Origin of the sequence: Bacteroides galacturonicus, assembly GCF_003096855.1 — a bacterium.
Taxonomy (GTDB): Bacteria; Bacillota; Clostridia; order Lachnospirales; family Lachnospiraceae; genus Lachnospira; species Lachnospira rogosae.
The window spans coordinates 278,843-298,294 of record NZ_QEOA01000005.1 but is presented as its reverse complement, the minus strand read 5'-3'; the positions used below and the strand labels follow the sequence as shown (position 1 = coordinate 298,294).

At 36.3% G+C, this 19,452-nt stretch carries 29 protein-coding genes; 20 read left to right on the top strand and 9 right to left on the bottom strand.

The window, feature by feature from the left end:
* Positions 1–48 precede the first annotated feature (48 nt).
* The 8 genes from C7390_RS13705 to C7390_RS08190 form a co-directional block, all read right to left on the bottom strand.
* Positions 49–1,248, bottom strand: a complete 1,200-nt coding sequence (locus C7390_RS13705; RefSeq protein WP_456362878.1) for a DUF6017 domain-containing protein — start codon at positions 1,246–1,248, stop codon at positions 49–51.
* Positions 1,249–1,433: 185 nt separating this feature from the next.
* On the bottom strand, positions 1,434–1,793 hold the full coding sequence (locus C7390_RS08220; protein ID WP_318295620.1) for a manganese catalase family protein: 360 nt from the start codon (positions 1,791–1,793) through the stop codon (positions 1,434–1,436).
* A 79-nt stretch (positions 1,794–1,872) separates the two neighbouring features.
* Positions 1,873–3,339 (bottom strand): recombinase family protein, encoded by a 1,467-nt coding sequence (locus C7390_RS08215; protein WP_116443961.1) that lies wholly within the window; start codon positions 3,337–3,339, stop codon positions 1,873–1,875.
* Between the two features lie 205 nt (positions 3,340–3,544).
* Positions 3,545–4,378, bottom strand: coding sequence for a Bro-N domain-containing protein (locus C7390_RS08210; protein ID WP_318295634.1), 834 nt, complete (start codon positions 4,376–4,378; stop codon positions 3,545–3,547).
* Between the two features lie 117 nt (positions 4,379–4,495).
* The gene (locus tag C7390_RS08205; protein ID WP_318295619.1) at positions 4,496–5,539 is read right to left on the bottom strand and encodes an Abi family protein; all 1,044 of its coding nucleotides are present in this window, start codon (positions 5,537–5,539) and stop codon (positions 4,496–4,498) included.
* 115 nt (positions 5,540–5,654) lie between these two features.
* Positions 5,655–6,050 carry a hypothetical protein gene (locus C7390_RS08200; RefSeq protein ID WP_116443959.1) on the bottom strand — a complete coding sequence of 132 codons (396 nt, stop codon included), beginning with the start codon at positions 6,048–6,050 and terminating at the stop codon, positions 5,655–5,657.
* 23 nt (positions 6,051–6,073) lie between these two features.
* Positions 6,074–6,547, bottom strand: coding sequence for an ImmA/IrrE family metallo-endopeptidase (locus C7390_RS08195; protein ID WP_116443958.1), 474 nt, complete (start codon positions 6,545–6,547; stop codon positions 6,074–6,076).
* 18 nt (positions 6,548–6,565) lie between these two features.
* Entirely contained in the window at positions 6,566–6,994 is a 429-nt protein-coding gene (locus C7390_RS08190) for a helix-turn-helix transcriptional regulator (protein WP_116443957.1), read from the bottom strand.
* A 544-nt stretch (positions 6,995–7,538) separates the two neighbouring features.
* On the opposite strand from C7390_RS08190, the gene C7390_RS08185 reads away from it, so the two are divergent.
* The 3 genes from C7390_RS08185 (at position 7,539) to C7390_RS08180 (ending at position 8,380) form a co-directional block, all read left to right on the top strand.
* A complete protein-coding gene (locus tag C7390_RS08185; protein WP_116443956.1) occupies positions 7,539–7,748 on the top strand; it encodes a helix-turn-helix transcriptional regulator in 210 nt (69 codons plus the stop codon).
* Between the two features lie 216 nt (positions 7,749–7,964).
* Positions 7,965–8,138 carry a hypothetical protein gene (locus C7390_RS13700; protein WP_318295618.1) on the top strand — a complete coding sequence of 58 codons (174 nt, stop codon included), beginning with the start codon at positions 7,965–7,967 and terminating at the stop codon, positions 8,136–8,138.
* Positions 8,139–8,158: 20 nt separating this feature from the next.
* Positions 8,159–8,380: a hypothetical protein gene (locus tag C7390_RS08180; RefSeq protein WP_116443955.1), complete on the top strand. Its 222-nt coding sequence runs from the start codon at positions 8,159–8,161 to the stop codon at positions 8,378–8,380.
* Positions 8,381–8,405: 25 nt separating this feature from the next.
* Here C7390_RS08180 and C7390_RS08175 read toward each other — a convergent pair whose 3' ends face one another.
* Positions 8,406–8,720 (bottom strand): hypothetical protein, encoded by a 315-nt coding sequence (locus C7390_RS08175; RefSeq protein ID WP_116443954.1) that lies wholly within the window; start codon positions 8,718–8,720, stop codon positions 8,406–8,408.
* 102 nt (positions 8,721–8,822) lie between these two features.
* Between C7390_RS08175 and C7390_RS08170 the strand changes: the two genes are divergently transcribed.
* The 17 genes from C7390_RS08170 (at position 8,823) to C7390_RS08095 (ending at position 19,447) form a co-directional block, all read left to right on the top strand.
* On the top strand, positions 8,823–9,041 hold the full coding sequence (locus C7390_RS08170) for a hypothetical protein (RefSeq protein ID WP_116443953.1): 219 nt from the start codon (positions 8,823–8,825) through the stop codon (positions 9,039–9,041).
* Between the two features lie 27 nt (positions 9,042–9,068).
* Entirely contained in the window at positions 9,069–9,269 is a 201-nt protein-coding gene (locus C7390_RS08165; protein WP_116443952.1) for a helix-turn-helix domain-containing protein, read from the top strand.
* 614 nt (positions 9,270–9,883) lie between these two features.
* Complete coding sequence (locus tag C7390_RS13695) at positions 9,884–10,021, top strand: hypothetical protein (RefSeq protein WP_318295617.1); 138 nt, start codon at positions 9,884–9,886, stop codon at positions 10,019–10,021.
* On the top strand, positions 10,005–10,226 hold the full coding sequence (locus C7390_RS08160) for a hypothetical protein (protein WP_116443951.1): 222 nt from the start codon (positions 10,005–10,007) through the stop codon (positions 10,224–10,226). The genes C7390_RS13695 and C7390_RS08160 overlap by 17 nt, the downstream gene beginning before the upstream one ends.
* 170 nt (positions 10,227–10,396) lie before the next feature.
* Positions 10,397–11,182, top strand: a complete 786-nt coding sequence (locus C7390_RS08155; protein WP_116443950.1) for a rolling circle replication-associated protein — start codon at positions 10,397–10,399, stop codon at positions 11,180–11,182.
* 9 nt (positions 11,183–11,191) lie between these two features.
* The gene (locus C7390_RS08150) at positions 11,192–11,638 is read left to right on the top strand and encodes an RNase H family protein (RefSeq protein ID WP_116443949.1); all 447 of its coding nucleotides are present in this window, start codon (positions 11,192–11,194) and stop codon (positions 11,636–11,638) included.
* Positions 11,631–12,122: a hypothetical protein gene (locus C7390_RS08145; protein WP_116443948.1), complete on the top strand. Its 492-nt coding sequence runs from the start codon at positions 11,631–11,633 to the stop codon at positions 12,120–12,122. Before C7390_RS08150 ends, C7390_RS08145 begins: the two co-directional genes overlap by 8 nt.
* On the top strand, positions 12,122–14,071 hold the full coding sequence (locus tag C7390_RS08140; RefSeq protein WP_116443947.1) for a PcfJ domain-containing protein: 1,950 nt from the start codon (positions 12,122–12,124) through the stop codon (positions 14,069–14,071). Before C7390_RS08145 ends, C7390_RS08140 begins: the two co-directional genes overlap by 1 nt.
* On the top strand, positions 14,068–15,303 hold the full coding sequence (locus tag C7390_RS08135) for a hypothetical protein (RefSeq protein ID WP_116443946.1): 1,236 nt from the start codon (positions 14,068–14,070) through the stop codon (positions 15,301–15,303). Before C7390_RS08140 ends, C7390_RS08135 begins: the two co-directional genes overlap by 4 nt.
* Positions 15,300–15,746, top strand: coding sequence for a DUF4406 domain-containing protein (locus tag C7390_RS08130; protein WP_116443945.1), 447 nt, complete (start codon positions 15,300–15,302; stop codon positions 15,744–15,746). The genes C7390_RS08135 and C7390_RS08130 overlap by 4 nt, the downstream gene beginning before the upstream one ends.
* Positions 15,710–15,946: a hypothetical protein gene (locus C7390_RS08125; RefSeq protein WP_318295638.1), complete on the top strand. Its 237-nt coding sequence runs from the start codon at positions 15,710–15,712 to the stop codon at positions 15,944–15,946. The genes C7390_RS08130 and C7390_RS08125 overlap by 37 nt, the downstream gene beginning before the upstream one ends.
* An 18-nt stretch (positions 15,947–15,964) precedes the next feature.
* Positions 15,965–16,357, top strand: a complete 393-nt coding sequence (locus tag C7390_RS08120) for an ASCH domain-containing protein (RefSeq protein ID WP_116443943.1) — start codon at positions 15,965–15,967, stop codon at positions 16,355–16,357.
* Entirely contained in the window at positions 16,354–16,599 is a 246-nt protein-coding gene (locus C7390_RS08115; RefSeq protein WP_116443942.1) for a hypothetical protein, read from the top strand. Before C7390_RS08120 ends, C7390_RS08115 begins: the two co-directional genes overlap by 4 nt.
* Positions 16,586–16,792 carry a hypothetical protein gene (locus C7390_RS08110; protein WP_116443941.1) on the top strand — a complete coding sequence of 69 codons (207 nt, stop codon included), beginning with the start codon at positions 16,586–16,588 and terminating at the stop codon, positions 16,790–16,792. The genes C7390_RS08115 and C7390_RS08110 overlap by 14 nt, the downstream gene beginning before the upstream one ends.
* 191 nt (positions 16,793–16,983) lie before the next feature.
* Positions 16,984–17,430, top strand: coding sequence for a hypothetical protein (locus C7390_RS08105; protein WP_116443940.1), 447 nt, complete (start codon positions 16,984–16,986; stop codon positions 17,428–17,430).
* Between the two features lie 261 nt (positions 17,431–17,691).
* Positions 17,692–18,072 (top strand): phBC6A51 family helix-turn-helix protein, encoded by a 381-nt coding sequence (locus tag C7390_RS08100; protein ID WP_116443939.1) that lies wholly within the window; start codon positions 17,692–17,694, stop codon positions 18,070–18,072.
* On the top strand, positions 18,059–19,447 hold the full coding sequence (locus tag C7390_RS08095; RefSeq protein ID WP_116443938.1) for a terminase large subunit domain-containing protein: 1,389 nt from the start codon (positions 18,059–18,061) through the stop codon (positions 19,445–19,447). The genes C7390_RS08100 and C7390_RS08095 overlap by 14 nt, the downstream gene beginning before the upstream one ends.
* Positions 19,448–19,452 lie beyond the last annotated feature (5 nt).

Genomic DNA, 19,452 nt, shown 5'->3' with positions numbered 1-19,452 from the left:
AACCACCAGAGGCCGCAGGTAACAACGGTTCAAAGCGCCTCCTTTTCCTCACAGGCTTTCATCCGGCGAACAGGAATAGTCCGGCAGGCCGGATTTTGGTTTGCCCCAATCCGGCTGCGCCATATCGTGCGCCACAAGGGACGTGTAGTAGTTACTAATGGTGCTGGGGGCATTGAACAGCATGGCCCGTAAATACTGCTTGATGTTGCGGACTTTCGTGGTGTTCTCCCGCAGGCAGTCAAAGACAAAGCGGATATGTTCACTGTTCAGCTTCATAAACTTGGACTTCACCAGCTCGGCGGGGTAATCATCCCCGGCAATACGGATGGTCTTGCGGGAGGTACAGACGGTTTCCAGCATCAGATCAACGATCTCGTCAAGCTGCTCCCGGTCAATGGAACTGTCCTGAATGAGATAGTCATACTCGATATTCTCCAAAAGGATTTCCCGATAAATCTGTACTGCCGCATCCTTTCCTGTTCCTTTCCGTTCCGGCTGTGCAGCCGCCGCTTCGTCCTCCACAGGGGCAGGGGTCAGGGATGGGAAAGGAATGGAATCGGTACTTTGTCCATCTGTATTTAATTTTTCTTTTCTTGGTAAGTTAGTTCTTTGTATCTCTTTATTTAATTGCGTTGGATTTCCCGACGCCGGATTATCCGATGTCGGGTTATCCGATGTTGGATTTTCCAACACCGGGTTTTCCAATACCGGCTTAGCCAACACTGGCTGCTCGTAAATGGTATAGACCATATCGGCCATTTTGCCCTTTGCGTCACGGCCCTGCTCCCGCCTGATATATCCGGCACGTTCCAGCTCCCACACCGCCGTCCTGATGGCGTCAATGCTTTCCCGGTTGATAAGGGACAGGCCCTTTAGGGTGTAGTCCCAATCCTCCGGCAAGGACAGCATTTGTGACAGCAGGCCCTTGGCTTTCAGGGACAGGGCTTTGTTCCGCAGGTGGTGGTTGGACATCACCGTATAGCCTTTGTTCTTCTCCACGCGGAATACTGCCATATCGTTGTCAGCTCCTTTCACTGTGAATTTGACCGCAGCAAAAGCGGTCAGCTTGCCCGGCTGATAGGGACACTTTGCATACACGCAGTATTGATATTTCCAATCCGGGCGATAGAAGCGGCAACTGCCGCAATCCTCCGGCGCGTTCGCCCCGCCGCCGTCGTAGTGATCGAAACCGGGCTTTTCCTGCATCAGCCGTTCAAAGGCCCGGTCTTGGCCGGAAGTAAAGTACATAGCGTCGCCTCCTTTCTGAATTTGAGCATAAAAAATGGGCGTCCATTTCTGAACGCCCATAGGTACGATATGGAATTTTGGTATGTGAAATAGCTTGTCCTATCTGTAATTTAGGTAGGTTGTCCTTTTACAAACGTAGCATGAAAAAACTCGTGCAACAAAAAATCCTGTATTTTCAAGGGTTTTCAGCCACGTTGTTCTTGCACAGTCGTACCATCTGCTGCCATATCTTCAACGATATCTGTTATAGAATCACCTTTTGACTGGAATTCGCACGCATTAAATGGAATACCACCTGCCGCCTGAGGCCACACTGCTGATGTATGGTCTACATAGTAGGCTTCAAAAGGAGTTCCTTTAATCTGTTCTATTGTAAGGTTTCTTGTGAGCTGGTGAACCATTGTGCTAATCATTTCAAAATGCCCCAGCTCCTCAGTGCCGATATCTGTAAGCAGCCCGGCAACTTCCCTGTATGGCATAGAATATCTTTGCGAGATGTAACGCATAGAAGCACCAAGCTCGCCGTCCGGGCCACCATACTTCAATAAGGTATACTGCTGAAAAGCCAGCATATATGCGGGTTTGACAACTTGGTAAAAATATAGTAAGTAAAATGTTTGCTATTTATTTTTGCAGGAAGAAGTACACTTCCAATTTATCATTTTCTTTATCATATACCATATGGTCAACAACACTTCTTATAGCATTAGCCCTTGTAAGAGTATCATTAGAGGTATCTTTTATAATGTCATATACAGTTGAGATGTTCTTAAGCATATCTGCATTAGAATCATCAGATGCCAAGCTGAAGGCTTCCAACTGTTTTTCAAGTGCTTTACGTTCGTCATTAAGCAGTTGTTTATTTTCTTTATATTCTTCTATTGTATCAATTCCATCCCGGTATGCTTGCTTTATTCTAGCTTCTTTATCATCAAGTTTAGATAGTTTACTAAGAAGTATATCTCTGTCATTTGTATTAGCTTCGTTTGAAGCCTTTTTTAGTTCGTAATGCAATTCGGTAGTTCCATCAAAAACTCGTTCAAATGCGTTATATACAGCCTGTTCAAGGGCAGCAGTTTTTATAAAATGGCTGCGCAGGCATTTGCCTTTGTTGTAATTGCCACATTGGTAACGTGTAGCATTAAGCCCAGCCATAAGAGAAGCTCCGCAGTCAGAGCATTTTACAATTCCGCCAAGCCAATGCTTCATATGTCCAGCGGCTCGTGCTTTGTATGGTTTGCTTCTTAAAGCCATAAGATGTTGTACCAAATCCCAAGTTTCTTTATCAATTATTGCTGGGTGTTTACCCATAACAATAATCCATTCACTAATGTCCTTTATTGTATGATTGTCGTGATTTTGTCTATTCCAGCGGACGGCTCCATAATAAAATGGATTACTTAATATATATTCAACAGTACGTCCCTCAAATGTAGCCCCACGCTTAGTTTTATATCCAATGGCATTAAGTTCCCTGGCAATTTCCAAGTAGCTGTGGCCGGCAATGTAGTCATTGTATATTTTTCTTACAATAACAGCTTCTTCTTCGTATATGTAAGGTATGCCAGTCTCTTTATTCATTCGGTAACCAAGAGGGAGAGAAGACTGGTAACCACCTCGTAAGGCTTTCTCAGTCATACCTCTTAGAACTTCGCCAGACAGACGAATAGAATAGTATTCATCCATCCACTCTATTATACGTTCTATTAAGGTACCAAAAGGACCATCAATAAGTGGCTCGGATACACTCACAACATCAACACGGTTCTTTTTAAGTAAAGATTTGTAGACAATCGATTCTTCCTGATTACGCGCAAATCGGCTGAATTTCCATACAAGAATAACATCGAATGGGTGTTCTTTGCTTTTTGCCATTCCTATCATTTTCATAAATTCTGGGCGTTTGTCTGCTTTCTTGCCGGAAATACCATTATCAATGTAAATGTTTTCTGCCAAAAGAGACATATTATTCTTTTTTGCAAAGTCAATCAAAAGCCGCTTCTGTGCATCTGGCGAAAGTTCTTCTTGTTTATCCGTGGACACACGTATGTAGGCACAAGCAGATTTCATATTAAGTATATCCTTAGCCATAATAATCATCCTCTCTGTAAAATATATGCAAGTTGCACCGGTGCAACTCAGTAAAAATGGGTATAAAAAATAACACCTACTTGCATAAGCGGTGTTAGAAATGATATAATATGGCTTGTCTAAGGCGGTATTATATCATAAGCAGTGCTTATGTAAGTATCGTGGTAAAAGCTCTTGTGTTGGTAGCACAGGGGCTTTTATTTAGTTAATTCTTGTTGTTTTTAACTTCCAAGGATGGTGGGTCAGAAGCATTTAATGGTGATATGACACTATGACCAAGTTTTGCCTCAAGTTCTTTGCGTGCAGTTTTTGCAACATTTCCACCTTCTGATGCAATTTGTTTGCTTTCAGAAATATCAGCAGGATTCTTAGCTTTAGATATAGCTGTAGCTGAAACTTCTGCTAACTGATTAAGAGTTAATTCAATGTTAGTCATGTTATCCCTGAGATTTTCTTTATGTATGTTTTTAAATTGCTTATACTTTTGAACTGTTTTTCCGGACCAGGCAGCAGTAAGTATATTTGTAAGAACAGCGTAATCTTTAGAATCCTTGATTCCTACACGTTTCCATTCATCTGTTAATTCATCACGTATAGTTTTAGATTGTAATCGTTGTTTAATCCACTCGTCAGAATATCCCTTTTCTCGATAGTAAGATAATCCTCTATCAAGTGCTTTTTCAGGATCTGCCATTTCGTCAAGTCGTTCTTTCCCAACTTTAGCAAGCCACATTTTAAATGGTTCAGCTTTTTTTGAAGGAATCGATTGAATGATACGAAATAGTTGCTCGGTATTAGCACAGTCTGTTAGTCGCATTTTTCCATCGGCTGCTTTCATTTTCAACTGGTGACATTTTGTCACCAGTTCACTTCCCTCGGCTGATAATCGCTGCTTTAACTTGTTCCAATATTTTCTACCATCAGAACTATCAGTAAGCAATTGACATACATCAACTATTGAGAAATACCATTCCTCGTCTTGCACGATCCATATCTTACGCACTTTATTATTAAAAAATTCAAACTCCTCTGGGCTAATGCCCTGTTCATCAATATGGTACGGAGTAGTTATACCAGTATCTTCATCGAACTCAAAGAAAAAGAAAATGTTCACCTTCTTTCGTGTTGGTAGCACAGGGGCTTTTATTTTATGATGTTATGTATTGCTTTGAGATAAAGCTTCTTCAAGTGGCATATTATATATATTATCTATCAGATTCTTTACGCGCATAAGAACATCATTTGGTAAATTGAAAATTTCATAAATATTTTTATTATTAAAAAGATGTTGCTCATAAGGTGCAAAGAGTGATGTTAAGTCAGATAATAAATTGGCACATAAATATTTATCGTTTAGCAGGATAACAAGTAAAAGCAATATAGAAAGCAAATCGCACTGAGCTAATCCATTATTGTATTCTTCAGAGGATACAGCGTAATGAGATAATTCTAATAATTGATTTTTTGGAAGCACAGGTAAGCCGGATATATTAAATGTTCGGTTTCCGTGTGCAATTTTATTTCTATATTCACGAGCTAATAATAATGCCTGGCGTAAAAATTCTTTTCTTTCGTCCATAGAGAGTGTTTCGGAAGAAATAAAAGCACTACATACATAGCTTTTTTCTGCATTTTTTAATATAGAATACCATTCAATCGTTAATCCAAATGGAATATTATAGGTTAATATCCATGGAGGAATATGATTCTTAGTGTTTATATAATGTTCAATAATATTATTATGATGGTTTTCAATTATACAATTCTTCAATTTTTTAACTATATCAATTCTTTTTCCAGTCGAAGAACTGTAATTTTTATAATATAAATAATCATTAGAATCTGTGCAAGATATATCATTTTTATCTGTATAAACACCAAATGATTGAGATACTATGTAAGATACTTTAGATTTTAATGATCGTTCTAAATATAGAATATATTTAAAAATTATATTATTAAGGCTAACATCAAGCTGATTAATAGTATAAAGTTCTTCGAATTTTGTACCTTCGATAAAGTCATCGGTTCCTTTTACCTGTAAAAATGTGTTTTTATATCCGTTAATTAAACTGTAATAAGATAAATTAGATAAAGCATTTTTAGCAAACTCTTTATCATTGATGATAATATTTCTTTTTTCCATCAAAGAAAGCATTTCATCATATGTTTTAAATGGTTTATCATATTCTGTATTCATAAAAGAAAAAATCCCCCTTTCCATACAAATGGTAAGAGGGATTTTCGCCAGTCATTTAACAACGACCATTTCTGTTTGAAGATATCTTACCATTTGGCATATAAATTGTCAAGAACTAAAATGTTTTTACAATGTCACCTATACGAATTGCATTATCTTCAGTTTTGATTTTATTTATAATGCTAGGATCTATATTGAGCTTTTTTCTTTTAGTTGAAGATTCTAAAAGAGGTGATAGAGCTAAATGATTATAAAGTGCAGTATATTTATCAGTTACAGATGGGAGTGCTTCACATACTGAAAAATTATTATATACTTCAGTAACACAAAGTTTTCCTTTACATATATCGTATCTGCCAATAATATTACCTTTTAAATCTTTTACAGCGTTGTTTTTTTCATATATATAGACCATATCATTTTTATTAACAATATTATTGCCTAAATCAATGATAACGCTATACTCATCAATTATTTTAATAATATGTCCAATTTGTTCTTTTTCACTCATAGTAATACCTCCTAATCATAGTGTTAATCTGTAGCCTGCATATATTCTTCTATAATGTATAAAGTAGGTATAAAGCCAATAAAATAATTATCTAATTTAGCATACACCCCATACTTTGAGCGGTAGTACTCAATGGCTTCTAGCAGAAATTCTTCCGTTACATCAAGATATTCAGCCATTTCGTGAATAGATTTACAATTGGCTTTATAGCAATCAATTAGACCTCTTAAGCCTATTTGTTTGTTATAAGCCCATAGGCGGGCTCTTAATTCCTGCTTTCTGTTAGAAGTATTTGACATATCTAATATGTTGCCAGTGGAAGTGTAGAAGTGTCCAAGTTCCTCAGCAAGGACACAGGCTTTTTCTTTCTGTGTAGGTAAGTCATTTTTGATAGCAATACGATTTCCTTTAATTCTTCCTGCGTTAGCGAGCAGAGGTTTTTCTTTTGTAATCAAATTATTGCTATCAGCTTCAATAAGTAATTCCTCGTAATTCAAATTTATCCCCTCTTTTATTTAGAAATTCTCATCATTCATAATATCGTCATCGTTAGCATTCTCTTCGCTGGTTGCGTTTTTAAGAGAATGAGCTGCATCTAATAAATTAGTATCCTGATTATATAAAGGAATATATGTTAGTTCTTCAACACGTTTAGTTGCTTCCTTTTTGCCAAGGTCATTGAGTACGTTATAATATTGAAGTATTGCAGGCGTTTCATCATCTTGCTTTTTTTCCTCAATTAGGTCTGATTTGTTAATATGGAAATAATCAGCTAAAGCTTGGACTTTTCCCATTCTAGGAATGGCAATTCCTTTGCACCAAGTATTAAAAGTTTGCGGTGATACACCGATACTTTTTGCTATTTCTAATTGTGTCTTACCTCGTTGTTCAATATACGAGTTTAAATTTTTTGTGAAAATTTTTTTTTGAACGTCATCACTCATTTAATCGCCTCCTAGTCTCTTATAAATACATAATATAATTAAATTTTATAATAGTCAACTGAAAAACAAAAAAAATTTGATTTAAGTATTGACATCAAATTAAATTTGATATACAATACAATCATCAAAGGAAAGGAGAAAAACGAAATGTCTAAGAAAAAGAAAGCAAAGAAAAAGCTGTCTACTAAAGACATAATTGAATTAATCATAAAAGCCGTTATCGCCATAGCTGCTTTAATTCAAGCAATTAAGTCTTAATAAGTAGACAGCAGAGGGGAGGGGTGAAAGCCCCAAACCCTTTGCATAATCTTAGCATAGCGTTTTAAATAAAGCAATGAAAAATATAAACAATGTAACAATTATGCTTGTACTTCTTCTTATAATGGCTCAGCTTGGAAACTGGGAAATTGCTTGGAAAATTATAGTTGGAACTTGTGCGGCATATGATTTGATATTGATTATATTGAAATTGTATAGTCATAACAAATAATGGACATAGCTGACCTAACGGCTATACGGGGAAGAAAGGAGTATATAAAAGCAAATGGAAAAATTACAAATTAGTCTGGCAGCAGCTAGGGTTAATGCTGGTCTAACACAAGATGATGTATCTAAGAATATGAAAATTTCAAAAAATACATTGGTTAATTGGGAAAAAGGTCTGTCAGAGCCAACAATAACACAGGGTAGGAGACTATCAGAATTATACAAGATACCATTAGATAATATTTTTTTACCTAATAAATCAAATTAAATTTGATAAGACATAACAAGGAGGTAAGAGATTGAGTGTATTGATACCACTAGTGATTTTATATGTATTAGCGGGTATATGTATTTTCATAATGAAAAAAATACAGCACGATAACAAAGTGTATTTCTTATATGTTGTATGGACTGTATTGGTGTGTATAGCAATTACAATTTTTGTAGTTACTTACGGATATTGTAAATAGGGAGGTGCATAGAGATGACTTTGTTACTTATGGCTACAACACTAATATGTGCAATAGGTTGGATAAAGAACAGAATAGATAAACTGATATTATCGAATTACTTGATAAGAAAAAACATTCACCCAACTAACAAAGAGTTAGATGAATGTTCAAGATTTGTTATTAACAAGATATTTCATATTAAGTAATAGAACAGGGAGGTAAGAGTGTGAAGACACAATCAATAACGGAGCTTCCAGATAAATTAGAAAGTTTGTATGTAGATGCACAGAATAAGATATTTCTACTTAATGGAAAGCCAATAGGAGCAGGAATAGAGTTTATACAGATTAATTTTGATGGAACTAAGTGGGGAGTAACTATGGAATGTGCGGCAAAAGTGATGAAAGAAATCGGCACATATAGCAAGGATGGAGAAAAACTCAGCTAGTATCAAAAGATACTAGCTGAATAAATTAAATGATATTTGAAGTTATGTTTGCTAAAAAATTAATAACCTCACTTAAATTGGATTTGAAGCGATTTTCCATAGTATATATAAAAGTTGGTTCAAGCGTTATATTGCCTAAGATATCTTCAGTTATATACTTATGATTTTTCATTTCTTCAATACAATAGCTAATATCATCATCAGAAAAATCAGGAAAATTAGAGGATGATAGGTTATTAAATTCAACAGCGATTGTTCTAGGAATATCTGATTTGATACGTTGTAAGTAATTTTTATAAAGAACAACAGCAAATTTAGTGGTTATTTTTGTAAGTTCCATAAAAAACTCTCCCTTCTTAAAACTAGGTGCTGCAACACCAGTAATTAAAGTATAGGAGTTAAGAAAGGATTAGGCAAGTAGCAATAGGTAGGAGGTGTAAGAGTGAAATATGTTTCAGAAAGAATAGTAAACATAAGAGATTTAAAAGACATAGTTCAGAAATCCAGATTAGATACATTAGGGATTTTAGAGGAATGTAAAAAGAAAGAGCCTTCCATAAAGGATATAGAAGGCTACGCAAAACAATTGGAAGCTAGACTTTATATGGCTGAAAATTTTGATTTTTTGATAGAAAGAGCAACAACAGTAGATAAAAGTTAAGAAGAGAATTTTTGAGGAGGTGAGACAGTGTTCTTAGATTACAAAGAAATAAAAGAATTTATAGAACACAAAGGTTATAAACAGTCAGTAATTGCCAAAAAGATTGGAATGTCAAGTGTAAAGCTGAACCAGATACTAAGCGGTAATCGCAAATGTGAAGCTGGGGAATATGCTGGAATATGTAAAGCATTAGATGTTCCATATGAAAAATTTATAAAAGAAGGCTGATTTGTATTTAATTCAAATCAGCCCAGCACCTGGATTAAAGGGATTTTTCTAAGTGATAAGTGAAGCCACTAGGATTGTTTGGAAAAAAAGATAGGGCAACAATCTTATAACCTAATTTAATCCATTTATCAGCAAGGTGCTTAGAGTAAGCAAGTCTTTTCAAGATAACACCGCCTTTCGCTTTGTTATAGATAGACAAGTTACATATCTATGATAAATGGTGTTATATCGAAAAGTAATATAAATATTATTAAAAACGATATTTAAGGAAGTGATATAAGATGCACAAAACTAGCTATTCACATAATTTTAACCATTTTACAGGAAAGAAATCGAAAATAAGAAAATGGAAAAAGGACAAGAGCAAAGTTAAACATAAGCACATTAATAAATACTTGGAGGTAAAGAAATGAATATAACAGCAATAGCAATAACAACTATTATCTGCATTGCATTGACGTCTATATGCAATGATGGAAAGAGAAAATAAGAAAAGGCAGGGACAACATTAATAACAGGCTGTCCACATTGTAGTTGATCATTCTGCGATTAAAAAGTAATTAAGACAATCAGTGTTGGCATATAAGAAAGTAACCAAACAAGAGGTGAAGCGTATGAACATAGTAATAAAGATTATGGAAGGCGACAAGATAATAGAACATAAGTCACTGTCTACAGAACAGAAAAAAGAATATGGACAGAAGTTAAATGAGCAGGCATTAGCTGCGGCAGGTTATGTTAGAAAGGAGTAATGGCGTGTTATATGCACAGGCACAAGAGCACTTTGAGAAAGAGCAAAGAGACACGAACTGGATAACATCTTTTGTGGCAGTTCCGTATAATAACCTGTATGACAGATTATTCAGGCTGGCAGAAGAGTATGGAAAGATAAAGGCGGAAGTCTATATAGATAAAACAATAACAGACACTATATATGTAAAAGTAAGCAAAGTATAGATGAATAATAGAAAAAGAGCTGGTACAAGGAATACCGGCTCTTTCTCAAAACACATATAGATAAATCTCATATTTATTATATGTGTAAGTTCACTGAAAGTCAAGCGGGCGCAGGCTCGTCTTTGTAACTTTATAAATATATTAAAGTTAGGACATTTAAGGAGACAGGTATGGCTTACAGAAAAGATGTATGGCACTTCCCTGGCTCTAATGAGTATGAGTACAAATTTATTGGTAATTATGGAGCTAAGGGCGAGAAACGCCATAAAAGACAGAAAGCAACACAGGAGCAGATTAGAAAGCAGAACCAGAGAAATAAAGAAAAGAGAGTAAGAAGATTAATAAAAGCAAACTTTAAGGAGGGAGATCTATGGACAACACTAAAGTATCCGAAGGGAACAAGGAAAAGCATCGACGAAGTAAGGAAAGACCTTAACAGCTTCTTAAGAAGTCTCAGGACAAGATATAAGAGTATTGATGAGATTGTGAAGTATATATACAGAATTGAGGTAGGAGCACTCGGAGGTGTGCATATACATATCCTTATAAACAGGGTTACAGGTGCAGATAAGATTATAACAAAGTGCTGGGAAAGGTTTGGACACGTTAACTATCAGAACATATATGAAACTGGCGGATATGCAGATCTGGCTGAATATATCGTTAAACAGCCGGAAGAAAATACGGAAGAATATGAACAGCTTAATATGTTCAGCGTACAGGAACAGAAAGAACTTGTTAAGTATTCCTGTTCAAGGAATTTGGTACGTCCTGAGCCAGAACGCACTGATTACAGCAGAAGGACGATGAGAAAGATTATAGAAAATGGTCCGGAGCCGACACCAGGATATTTTATAGATCCATTGTCGATAGTAATGGGGACAAACCCTTATACAGGAATGAATTATCTGCATTATACAGAGTACAAGCTATTACGATTACAGGATGACCCATAAGGAGGAGCAATGAGACAGGTAAACATATATACAGCAACAACCTTTAAGGGACTAAATGTACAGAATGGCATTATAGGCTACATATTGGAGCTTGTAACAGACACGGAGCCGATAACACTGGACAGCACAGAACTGCTGCACGATATGAAGCCTAATAGGGCAGAACTAATAGCAGTTATTAAAGCACTACAACGGATGAAAGAAAAATGTGAACTGGTTATATATACAGAGTCTCCTTATGTGGCAAATGCTTTTAATGCTGGCTGGCCAGACAAGTGGAAGCAGAATAATTATAAAACAGCAAAAGGCGGTGATGTGGCAAACGCAGATGAATGGATAAAGCTGGATGAACTGCTTGCAGGACATAAGTATGAATTTCGCCTGCAAGAGGAACATTCATACAGAAACTGGTTAAAAGGACATATAGAAAAAGTAAAGGAGTATGAAGATGTTTGATATATTCGGAGAGTTTAACAGTGCAGAAGAAGTAAACGAAGCGGCAGCAGCACAATTACAGGAAGGTGATACTGATGCAGTTATGACAATAGCAAGAGAAAATGGCATAGATGAAGATGATGCGCAGGACTATATAGATGGAATGGTGGATAAATTATGTTCTCCGCTTATGGCCGCATTTGGAAAAATAGAGGTTGAGACAGAGGAGCTACAGCCTAAAGAGATAATAGAAGACTGGGTTACCTACATAAAAAAGAGGTGTACAGAGTGCGAAGATATGGCTGTGGCGGTAAGAACAAAAGGTAAGAGCATTAAAGGCTGTATAGCGGCACTTCTAAAATGGAGTTTCACCAATTCGTATGATGTAGACAAAAATATAGTAAAACAGGCGGGCATAAGAAATAGCAATGTAAAAATGGGTATCCCCGGAATGGCAACAGCGTACAGGCTTATAGATGAATATTATCTTGGAGGCAGCAGATAGTGAAAAAGCAGAAAATATTAGCATATGAAGGCAGAATACCTGTATCAGATAGAGAACTGACAGCAGCTGTTATTGATATTGATAATAAAAAGCATCTGATAATAGACCTTTATATCGCTAGGACAATAAAGTACAGAATGGCAGTGAATGACAAAGAATATGCACATTTTAATTATGAAAATCAAAAATGGGACTGTATATCAACTTGCTGGAACAGGCCATATTCAGGAGAGTTGAGTAAAGCTAGTATAGACAGAGTGGATAAGCAGTTATTAAAAGAATGGTATGCAAAGGAAATACCTGCTGGCTGGGATAACGAAGATTTAATCTATGCAATAGAGCAGAAAGCATTTGATATTAAAACATCAGAAAGAATGTTAAAAGAAGAAAATGAAAAAGAAAAGTTATTTGCTATTATGCCTCAAAAACCAAAGTTCTTAGATGAAACTATTAACAGGTACATAGAAGCTGGAAATATTATTTATTACAAGCGCAATGGTAGTTATGCAGATTATTATTGCTGTCAGTGTGGAGAAAAATTTACAAGGCGAATAAAAGCCACAGAAGCTTATGCAGGTCCTTCGGTGGATATTGTGCCACGAAGATATCAATCAAAAGAGTGTCCAAAATGCAAAAGAAAAGGGACACTGCTTAACTGGGGGCGTGCAAAGATTACAAAACAGGAATTTGAAGTGCTTTTGTATCAGGTGGCAGAAGATGAAACGCTTGTAATAAGAGCCTACGCAGTAAGAGCAGTACGAAGCCCAGGCAGTGTATTAACTAAAAAGATATGGGAGTATGGCAGGGAGTTCTTAAGAAGAGATTATGAGAGGATATATGACAATAGCTGTAATACAGGAAAATGGTGGAAGAGTAAAAAGCTTGACATATACAGGTCAGGCAAGCTGTGTGAAGTTAATTACAGTGAGGCAGTTGAAAAAAGTGATTTAAGATACATCCCAGCAACAGCATATAAGCTTATAAGTGAGGTAGGTGCAAGAGAGGAAAGGCATATACTGGCCAGATATGATACTCTTACTGCTTATGCACACGCACCGCAGATAGAGCAGTTATACAAAATAGGCCTTATGCAGATATGCAGGAGGTTAGTTTTTGCGAATGGACAAACAAGAGATATTAATAAAAAAGCAAAAACAGCCGCAGGAATTTTAAGAATAACAACTGAACAGTTAAGGTATTTAAGAGAGTCCGAACAGGAACTGCTTGCATTAAGCGTAATTAAAATTATGAATTACAGAAAAATACCATTTACACAGCATAATGCAGAGATTGTTACAAGATTGTATATAGCTGCACCTACGGAAGATAAGCTAAAGCACATTTTAAAGTACCAAAGCCCTGAAAAGCTATTGAACTATCTTAATAAGAATATACCAGAACACGCCATTCTGGCAGATGCTATTACAGAATATGATGATTACTTAAGAGCGAGGGAAGCTAATGGAGATGATCTTAGCAATACAGTGTATTTAAGACCGAGAGAACTTCACAAAACATACATAGAGTTAAGAGAGAAGATGGAACGTGCAAAGAGTGCCAAATACATTAAACAGATGAATGAGAAATATGCAAGGATAAAGGTTAATTCAGCGAAAGTTACAACAAAATATACCTGGCAGCAGTCGGGACTGCTTATAAGACCAGCAAGAGATGCAGGAGAAGTTGTTATGGAAGGACGTATTTTACATCATTGTGTGGGTGATGACCATCAGAGGTATTTAAGCAACTATAACCAGAATAAAGCAATAATACTTGTAATAAGGCACGAAAATGAGCCAGATAAACCATATATTACAGTGGAATATGAAAATAACAAGGTACAGCAGTGGTATGGAATAAGGGATACCAAGCCAGACAAAGAGACAATAGACAGCTTCTTAAAGGCTTATGTAGCTCACATTGCAGGAAAGGCAGGGAAAGCAGGATGAATGAATTAGAAGAAATTAGGAATTATGATGAATATAAGACGGCACTTGATAAGCAGATGAAAGAAACTGCTGAGGGGTTCGTAAGAATTGGCTATCTGTTAAAGCTGGCAAGAGATACAGATATTCTAAAATGGTCTGCATATACTAACGTAATCGAATTTGCCAGGGTGGAGTATGGTCTGGACAAGACAATGGTATCACGTTTTATAAGCATTAATGACAGGTTCTCGGAAAATGGCAACAGTCCAGTGCTTAAGACGTCATATAAAGGTTTTGGGTATGCCAAGCTTGTTATTATGCTCCAGCTTCCGGATGAACTTAATGAGGAGCTTACGCCAGAGTATTCCAAGAGGGAAATACAGACACTTAAAGAGGAACTTGATGAGGAAAAGAAAATAAGTGATCTGGAAGTATATGCTGAGGGCACAGATACCGAAAAGACAGAGCTTGAGCAGATTATATACAAAATATGTGAAGAGAATATAGAGGTATATGAGAGCATATATAATGCAGTTACGCACGAGAAATTAAATGCTGACAACATTGTAGATATATTCGCACCTGCGGGAGATATGATTTATTCAGTTCGAATACAGGGAGCAGGAAGAAAAGCAGTTTCTTTCAAGCAGGGAGAAGATATAGCAGTTGTAAGCCTTAGGACATCAGAGAAGGATACATACAATCCACAGGAAGTATACATTGCCACAATGAACATAGCAGGCAGGAACATAATAAATAGTGAGGCTGATGCCAAGACAGTATGGCAGCAGATATATGCTAAAGAATATCCTAAGAAAAAACCCCTAGTTGCACCGGTGCAACACAGTTCCAAAGCTGATATAAAAAGGTCAGAAAAGAAAACAAAGGTTGTAAAGGCAAAGCAGGAGGAGATACACGATATAGAAAAGACAGTTCCAAAAGCATCTCCTATAGAGACACAGGAGCCTGAAAAGCCGATAAAGACAGAAGCTGAGCCTGTAGATGAGCAGGTTGAAGGACAGAAGAATATTGCAGATTATCCTGATGTTATGCCAGTAGAACGTGTTGAGGGGACAGTTGAGTCTCTCACATCAGAAGCTGATATAAAGAACAATATTGTAACTGCGGCATCAAATATTAAATTCACATTGGAAGCTAACAGTTATATTACAGACAACATTATAGACAGGCTTATAGCATTAGCAGAAAACATAAAGACAGAGCTTGAACAGCTAAAAGGAGGCAGCAGATGAAAGTATATATAAGTTTACCAGTAACAGGAACATCCGACTATAAGGAGAGAGCAGAGGCAATCGAAAAAGTTCTTACAGAGCAGGGACATACAGTAATTAACCCAGTAAAGGTGTGTGAGAACCTTCCCAAGGATACAACACACAAAGAAATTATGAATATATGTATTTCTATGCTTGATATGTGTGATGTGGCAGTATTTGCACCAGGGTGGGAACATTCAACAGGCTGTACGCTTGAGATGTGCAGGGCAATGAATAATAGAATTACAATTGGTTTTGTAGGAGAGTTAGAAGAGAAATGGGAAAATCAAAACAGGCAAGAGCACACGAATTTACAGAAAAAGCAAGAAAGGAAATCTATGCAAGAGACTTCGGCCAGTGTATTTTCTGCATTAAGAAATACAATATGCAGGGTTCAACGTGGTATTCACAGCAAATACTAAGCGTTATGCACTATATACCAAGGTCAGCAGGCGGCTTAGGAATACCGCAGAATGGAGCTATAGGATGTCAGTTTCACCATAATATGTTAGACAATGGAAATCAAGGAAAGAGAAAGGAGATGTTGGAGATATTCAGACAGTATTTGCAGGAGCTTTATACGGAATGGAATGAGGATGAGCTTGTATACAGAAAATGGTAAAAGGGGAGGCGATTCATAATGTTAACATTGCCAATCAAGAAAAAATGGTTTGATATGATTGCTTCAGGTGAGAAGAAAGAAGAATATAGAGAAATAAAAGAATATTATGAAACACGTTTTCAGAATCTTTTTGGTGCGATAACAATATACCCATCAAGTATTTTTAGCGAAAGATATGAGTATGAATTGCTACAAGGCAATGACGTTCCAGAGGAAATAAGACAAGATAGAGTACAAGAGATAATTTTTCGTAATGGATATTCTAAGAATTCTCCTCAGCTTAAATGTAAATGCATATTACGACTAGGAAAGGGTAAAGAAGAATGGGGAGCTGAAAAAGGAAAAGTATATTATATAATTGAAATTTTGGAAAAAGAAAAGTTTGATAAAGAGAGTAGTATGAAACAATGATAGGCCAGTTAAAGTTTGAAGAGTGTATGACATTTAAAGAAAAAATGGAAGCACAAGGGTGGCATAATTGCTATGATGCAGAACCAGATAAGCCAGGAATATATCAGATATACAGACGGAACGGAAGTAAAGGAAAGGCATATTACAAAGGCAATCATATATGGCAGCAGTTAACTAATAATGGCTGGGATTTTACTTGGTGGAGAGAGATGAAAGGAAGTGATTATATTGAAAGAAGTTAAACATTACATATGTGAGATATGTGGAACAGAATACAATGATAAAACCAGAGCACAGCATTGTGAAAAGGGACATTGTAAGCCATTGGAAATAATAAAGGAACGTTATTTAAGTGTAGGTAATAACGCTAAGGGATATCCATTGGAAATAATAGTAAAAATGGCTGATGGTACAGAACAGAAATACAAGAGATAAAAGAAAAATAGAACTATTAACAAATATTTATTCAATACAAAATAATATCACACAAAAAAAGAGAAGCTGATAGCCTAATTCCAATTACCACGCTGTCAGCTTCCTTTCTCAAAAACAGAACATATGTATTGTATCATAGAGATATATATTGTGCAAGAAAATTATAAAAATGAGAAGGGAAGTAAAGAGATATGGCAGCAGATATTAGGGAAGCGTTAATACAGTATTGTGACATAAAACAGGAATATGATTACATAAGAACAAGAAGAGATAAGTTAATAAGAGAGATTGAGAAAATGGAAAAGGAGCAAATGAGTGTAATTGATTCTGTTACAGGTGGGGATGGAGGTATACAGCATTATAAGATAGAGGGATATCCATATCCTGAGTATAGCAGGAAGAGGACATTGCTTATAGCAAGAGAGAGTCAGTTACAAAAGTATGAAATAAAATTATTAAAGATAACAAATGAAGTTGAGGAATTTATAGAAAAAATTGAAAATAGCAGAATAAGAAGAATGATTGAGTATAGATTTCTTGATGATTTAACCTGGATTCAGGTGGCACAGAGAATGGGAAAACATCACACAGAAGAAAGTTGCAGAAAAGCTATAGAGAGATTTTTAAAAGAAATTTGAAGTTTGTCCGATTTGTCCGCTTTTTCTGTGTTAATATATAAACTGGAACAAACAAAGAGAAATGTTGAACCACGGACTAGCATATAGTACGAATAAATTTTCTCAGATAGAGTCAGTAAGAACTGACAATATTACTCCGAATATGAGAACTATCCACCTCTAAAAGGTACTGGCATTAAGTTGTCAGTACCTTTTATTGTGCTTAAGTAAGAGAAAATAAAAAATGTTAATAAATGTTAATAGAAAGGGGGTACATAAGAAATGAAACCAAAGCAGATAAAGTGCCTGGAATTAATGGTTCAGGGCGAATTAACAGACAAAGAAATTGCAGAGGCAATTAACATTTCTCCTAAAACGATATGTGACTGGAAGAAAAATAACGAAGAATTCCGCAACGAATACAACAGAATGATGCGCTCAAGCTTGCAATATGCTGCCCCTAAAGCGTTTAGAAAGCAGGAAAAATTACTAAATTCAAAAAATGAGATGGTTGCATATCTTGCGGCAAAGGATCTAATGGATAGAGCAGGACTTAATCCTATTGAGAGAATAGAAGCAAATGTAAATGACACAGCTAAAAATGAACTCGCAGAGCTATTAGCACAGCGTAAAGCAAGGGGTGAGCCAGATGCTTCTAAGTGATAAGTACTGGGATTACATAGACACACCAGCAAGAGCAGAGTTCTTAGAGGGTTCAACTGCATCCGGAAAGACAACAACAGTAGCTGTTAAGTTCATTATGAATGTAGCTGAATCAGATATGAAGCTGCACGTTATAGCAGGTAATACAACAGGTGTTATTGAGAAGAATATAATAAATGCTGATATGGGATTGTTACAGATATTCCCCAATCTGGAATACTGTGGTAATGGTGATAAGGAGAACAAACTTCCACATATTAAATTCAAAACTGGCAGCAGTACTAAGATAATATATGTTCTCGGTTACGATAATGCCAGCAAGTGGAAGAATGCCTTGGGTTCACAGTTTGGATGTGTGTGGGTAGATGAGTGCAATACAGCTAACATAGACTTCATACGAGAGATATTCGGACGTTCTGAATATTTCGTAGGTACACTTAATCCTGATGCACCTACACTTCCTATATATTCAGAATACATCAATCATGCAAGGCCTATAGATAAGTACAGGGCAGATGTGCCGGAAGAAATATGGAAGGACCTTAACGGTTGTGAGCCTATTAAAGACTGGGTGTACTGGTTCTTTAATATGACAGACAATATATCTATGACACCAGAGAAGATAGAACAGAAAAAAATGAGCTATCCTCCTGGCACTAAGATATATAAAAACAAGATATTAGGATTACGAGGCAAGGCTACAGGTCTTGTCTTTTCTAATTTCTGCAATAGGCATATTATTACTAAAGAGCAGGCTAAGGGATATATCAGACGTGAGGCTGATGTAACACAGGACAAATATTTTACAATATTTACCAGTGGTCTTGATACAGCCTATTCAACTAAAAGTCCAGATACTATTGCTATGTCATTTATGGGAATAACTAACAAGGGCAAGCTGATAGTGCTGGATGAAAAGGTGTATAACAATGCAGAACTTGATATTCCAATAGCTCCGTCTGATACAGTAAGGAATTACATTGACTTCCTGGAGCGTAACAGAAAAGAATGGGGTGGAATGTCAAAGAATGTGTTTGTTGATAATGCGGACCAGGCAACAATAACAGAGTTCGCAAAGTATAAAAGAGAACATATTGACTGCCAGTATATATTTAACAATGCGTATAAGAAAGTAACTATAATAGACAGAATTAACTTACAGCTTGGCTGGATGTCCTTTAATGATAAGAAGGGCAGAGAGCCAAGCTTTTATATTGTCGATACCTGTACGAATTACAAGACTGAATTAGAGGTGTATTCGTGGCTGGAGGATAAGGACTGTGAGCCAGAGGACGGTAACGACCATATGGTAAACAGTGTACAGTATGGCTGGATTCCTTATCGCGACAAGATAGGAATAGAGAATAAGACATAGGAGTG

Excerpts from the sequence above, each read along its gene's own strand:
- C7390_RS13705 (WP_456362878.1), bottom strand. The coding sequence starts at position 1,248 with ATGTACTTTACTTCCGGCCAAGACCGGGCCTTTGAACGGCTGATGCAG.
- C7390_RS08215 (WP_116443961.1), bottom strand. The coding sequence starts at position 3,339 with ATGGCTAAGGATATACTTAATATGAAATCTGCTTGTGCCTACATACGT.
- C7390_RS08205 (WP_318295619.1), bottom strand. The coding sequence starts at position 5,539 with ATGAATACAGAATATGATAAACCATTTAAAACATATGATGAAATGCTT.
- C7390_RS08200 (WP_116443959.1), bottom strand. The coding sequence starts at position 6,050 with ATGAGTGAAAAAGAACAAATTGGACATATTATTAAAATAATTGATGAG.
- C7390_RS08190 (WP_116443957.1), bottom strand. The coding sequence starts at position 6,994 with ATGAGTGATGACGTTCAAAAAAAAATTTTCACAAAAAATTTAAACTCG.
- C7390_RS08185 (WP_116443956.1), top strand. The coding sequence starts at position 7,539 with ATGGAAAAATTACAAATTAGTCTGGCAGCAGCTAGGGTTAATGCTGGT.
- C7390_RS13700 (WP_318295618.1), top strand. The coding sequence starts at position 7,965 with ATGACTTTGTTACTTATGGCTACAACACTAATATGTGCAATAGGTTGG.
- C7390_RS08175 (WP_116443954.1), bottom strand. The coding sequence starts at position 8,720 with ATGGAACTTACAAAAATAACCACTAAATTTGCTGTTGTTCTTTATAAA.
- C7390_RS13695 (WP_318295617.1), top strand. The coding sequence starts at position 9,884 with ATGAACATAGTAATAAAGATTATGGAAGGCGACAAGATAATAGAACAT.
- C7390_RS08160 (WP_116443951.1), top strand. The coding sequence starts at position 10,005 with ATGTTAGAAAGGAGTAATGGCGTGTTATATGCACAGGCACAAGAGCAC.
- C7390_RS08155 (WP_116443950.1), top strand. The coding sequence starts at position 10,397 with ATGGCTTACAGAAAAGATGTATGGCACTTCCCTGGCTCTAATGAGTAT.
- C7390_RS08150 (WP_116443949.1), top strand. The coding sequence starts at position 11,192 with ATGAGACAGGTAAACATATATACAGCAACAACCTTTAAGGGACTAAAT.
- C7390_RS08145 (WP_116443948.1), top strand. The coding sequence starts at position 11,631 with ATGTTTGATATATTCGGAGAGTTTAACAGTGCAGAAGAAGTAAACGAA.
- C7390_RS08135 (WP_116443946.1), top strand. The coding sequence starts at position 14,068 with ATGAATGAATTAGAAGAAATTAGGAATTATGATGAATATAAGACGGCA.
- C7390_RS08130 (WP_116443945.1), top strand. The coding sequence starts at position 15,300 with ATGAAAGTATATATAAGTTTACCAGTAACAGGAACATCCGACTATAAG.
- C7390_RS08125 (WP_318295638.1), top strand. The coding sequence starts at position 15,710 with ATGCAGGGTTCAACGTGGTATTCACAGCAAATACTAAGCGTTATGCAC.
- C7390_RS08120 (WP_116443943.1), top strand. The coding sequence starts at position 15,965 with ATGTTAACATTGCCAATCAAGAAAAAATGGTTTGATATGATTGCTTCA.
- C7390_RS08115 (WP_116443942.1), top strand. The coding sequence starts at position 16,354 with ATGATAGGCCAGTTAAAGTTTGAAGAGTGTATGACATTTAAAGAAAAA.
- C7390_RS08105 (WP_116443940.1), top strand. The coding sequence starts at position 16,984 with ATGGCAGCAGATATTAGGGAAGCGTTAATACAGTATTGTGACATAAAA.
- C7390_RS08100 (WP_116443939.1), top strand. The coding sequence starts at position 17,692 with ATGAAACCAAAGCAGATAAAGTGCCTGGAATTAATGGTTCAGGGCGAA.
- C7390_RS08095 (WP_116443938.1), top strand. The coding sequence starts at position 18,059 with ATGCTTCTAAGTGATAAGTACTGGGATTACATAGACACACCAGCAAGA.